Source organism: Rhodococcus sp. 14C212 (genome assembly GCF_011058195.1).
In the GTDB taxonomy this organism is placed as follows: Bacteria; Actinomycetota; Actinomycetes; order Mycobacteriales; family Mycobacteriaceae; genus Rhodococcus; species Rhodococcus aetherivorans.
This window is the reverse complement of the sequence record NZ_JAALEH010000189.1, coordinates 1-2,629: the sequence shown is the minus strand read 5'-3', so window position 1 is coordinate 2,629 and position 2,629 is coordinate 1. Positions and strand designations below refer to the sequence as shown.

The following is a 2,629-nucleotide window of genomic DNA, read 5'->3' as shown; positions in this document are numbered from 1 at the left end:
ATCCTCGGCGGCGCCCCCGGTCCTCGAGGGAGGTGCGGCGAGGTGGGGGTGCCGTGGGCGGGAGGTCGGACAAGGGCGGTCGTGGGGTGGCGTTCGGGTTCGTCGGCCAACACGCCGCGCACGACGACGCACCAGTCGAAGATCTCGGCGCGCCGACGAAGGACGCCGGTGGAGCCGAGCGGCACCCGACGGGGCTCCGCCCCGTGTTCGTGTCACAGTGACGAAATTGGGTCCGGGAGTACGGAAGGGCATGCAGGACACCGCGGGAACTCCCACTCGGTCGGAGGAGACGGGCGAGACCGACGACGTGACGCCGCCGCTCACGATGATCGAGTGCAGCGTTGCTCGGATGCGGTTCGCTGTGCGGCCGCTGGTGAACAGACCGGGCGCCGAGGGGGCCCGGGGGCAACCGTGGAGCTTGTGGGGCACAGTCCAAGCGCAGCCCCCGCCAACGATGAATGTCGGCTGGCAGGGGCGCTACCCGGACCTTCTGCTCGTGGAAACGAACGGTATTCCAGTGATTTTCACGAGTCGCAGCAGGAAAGTCCAGACAGTGTGATCCATGCCATGCACTCTCTCGCGTCCATCGATCACACCCGGCAGGGGCGAGTGCGCCGTCGTTGTCGACGGCGCACTGCGCGAACCGTACTGGGCGGCAGTACCCGGTCGGGATCGGGGCCCGATTCGGCCCGGGTATGCGAGGCCGAATCGTGGGTGCATCTGCGTCGTCACACAGTGCCGGCGGACTCCGATAAGAGAATGATCGCCTGCCGATGCTGTGCGGATCCGGAGGCGACGACGCCGACGAGCCCACCGCGAGGTGGCGTCGGTGGTGGTGACCATGCTCTCGGGCACGACCACCGCGCCCGCAGTGCCGGGCACCCACGCCACCGCGACGGTCGCCGCCCTCGCCCCGATCCTGGATTTACCGGCGCTGTCCGGGTCCCGGACCACCCGGGTCGAATCCCACGGCGCCGAGGACCTGAGGGCGCTGGTCGGCGAGAGGCTCTACGCCGCAGACTTTTTCACCTCCGGGGCGCACCTCGACTACCCGTCCCTCGTCGTCGACGACGCCGGTCGCACCGCCGTGACCGGGCCGGCGGACCGGCTCAACCGCCAGGTCACACGTGCTCCCTGAACCGCATCTGCCCACCACTCCCGGTTCCGGCGCCCGAGAAAAGCCCCACCTGCGGCGGACCCCGGATCATACTCAGACCTCTAGCCCATAGTGGATAGGAGAACCCATATGGGTTTCGCCGAGTGCAACCTCGATCAGCGGCCCGTCCCGACCCGCGGCGAGACCGGACCCGAGTGCCGGTGGCGCTGTCCCTGTTCCGGGACCCGAGAATCCGGCAGCATTCCGGGGCCGGGAGTGTGTCGGGGCGGAGGAGAGGGCAACGACGCGGGTCAGTGCGGTGCCTGGTCGAGGCGATGGAGCCCGTCCCCGTAGCGCCCGACCTGGTCCGGCGGCAGTCCGGGGTCGGTGAGGATGGTGTCGACTTCGGTCAACGTGGCCACCCGGGCCAGGGCGCGGTGTCCGAATTTGGAGCTGTCGGCGACCACCACCGTGCGGGCCGCTGCGGCGATCATGGCGCGTTTGACGGGGATTTCCAGGGTGTTGGTGTTGGTGATGCCGGCGTCGGGGTCGATCGCGTCGGCGCCGAGGAAGGTCCAGTCGACCGAGTAGTCGGACAGGAACTCCACCGTGCGTTCGCCGACGAGGGTGAACACCGAACCCAGCAGTTCGCCGCCGGTGACCAGCAGGCGCACGTGGGGGAGGGTGGCGACGAACTTGCCGATGCGCAGGTCGTTGGTCAGGATCGTCAGATCGCTGCGGTGGCGGAGCGCGGCGGCGACCTGATAGGTGGTCGAGCCGCTGTCGAGAATGACCCGGTCGCCGTCGCGCACCCGGCGTGCCGCCTCCTGCCCGATGAGCGCCTTCTCGGCCGTGTGGGTGTGTTCCTTGACCGCGTAGGGGATGTCGGCCAGGTCCCCGTCGACGGTGCGGCGGGCGCCGCCGTGGGTGCGTTCGGCCCGGCCGAGGCGCACCAGCGCATCGAGGTCGCGCCGGATCGTCGAGGTGTCGACGCCGAGTTCTCGTGCCAGGGCTTTGGCTTCGACGTAGCCGTCGGCGACGAGCCGGTCGAGGATGTCGCGGCGTCGTGTGCTGGCAGACAAGGCGGGTTCCTCCCGGGGTGGGGCCGGTGGCAAGGAGTGGCGGTTCGGGGTGGCGGGTCCCGAGTCTAACCGTTCTTGCGCGCATTGTTGACAGCCAAAGGCTCGGACTGCATGATTTCAGGCATTCGATGCGCGAAAGCGAGTAGCGGTGTAGGTTCCCGGACGGGAACGATCCCGTGGATTTTGAGGGCGTCGATGCGGGTCGATCCTGTCGGGTGCTCGAGCCCGAGCATGCGGCAGAGGTTCCCCGGCTCGGATATCCGGTGTCTTTCTCGTGTGATCGCTGGCCGGTTGCACGATTCGGTGAGTGGAGGCGTGATGCTCAAGTTGGGGTACAAGGCGTCGGCGGAGCAGTTCGGGCCGCGGGAGCTGGTGGAGCTGGCGGTGCTCGCCGAGGAGCGGGGGATGGATTCGGCGACGGTGTCGGATCATTTCCAGCCGTGGCGGCACA

At 68.8% G+C, this 2,629-nt stretch carries 4 protein-coding genes and 1 pseudogene; 2 read left to right on the top strand and 3 right to left on the bottom strand.

The window, feature by feature from the left end:
* Positions 1 to 185, bottom strand: a 185-nt coding sequence (locus tag G6038_RS31085; RefSeq protein WP_206025886.1) for a hypothetical protein, incomplete at its 3' end; no start/stop codon positions are given.
* 644 nt (positions 186 to 829) lie between these two features.
* Here G6038_RS31085 and G6038_RS30540 point away from each other — a divergent pair.
* Positions 830 to 1,138 (top strand): hypothetical protein, encoded by a 309-nt coding sequence (locus G6038_RS30540; protein WP_165042635.1) that lies wholly within the window; start codon positions 830 to 832, stop codon positions 1,136 to 1,138.
* Positions 1,139 to 1,407: 269 nt separating this feature from the next.
* Here G6038_RS30540 and G6038_RS30535 read toward each other — a convergent pair whose 3' ends face one another.
* Positions 1,408 to 2,178 carry a DeoR/GlpR family DNA-binding transcription regulator gene (locus G6038_RS30535; RefSeq protein WP_165042633.1) on the bottom strand — a complete coding sequence of 257 codons (771 nt, stop codon included), beginning with the start codon at positions 2,176 to 2,178 and terminating at the stop codon, positions 1,408 to 1,410.
* Positions 2,179 to 2,243: 65 nt separating this feature from the next.
* Entirely contained in the window at positions 2,244 to 2,411 is a 168-nt protein-coding gene (locus G6038_RS30530) for a hypothetical protein (RefSeq protein WP_165042631.1), read from the bottom strand.
* A gap of 85 nt (positions 2,412 to 2,496) precedes the next feature.
* On the opposite strand from G6038_RS30530, the pseudogene G6038_RS31750 reads away from it, so the two are divergent.
* Positions 2,497 to 2,629, top strand: a pseudogene (locus G6038_RS31750) (glucose-6-phosphate dehydrogenase (coenzyme-F420)); the annotation flags it as partial.

Coding starts and splice junctions, on each gene's coding strand:
- G6038_RS30530 (WP_165042631.1), bottom strand. CDS start 2,411: ATGCTCGGGCTCGAGCACCCGACAGGATCGACCCGCATCGACGCCCTC.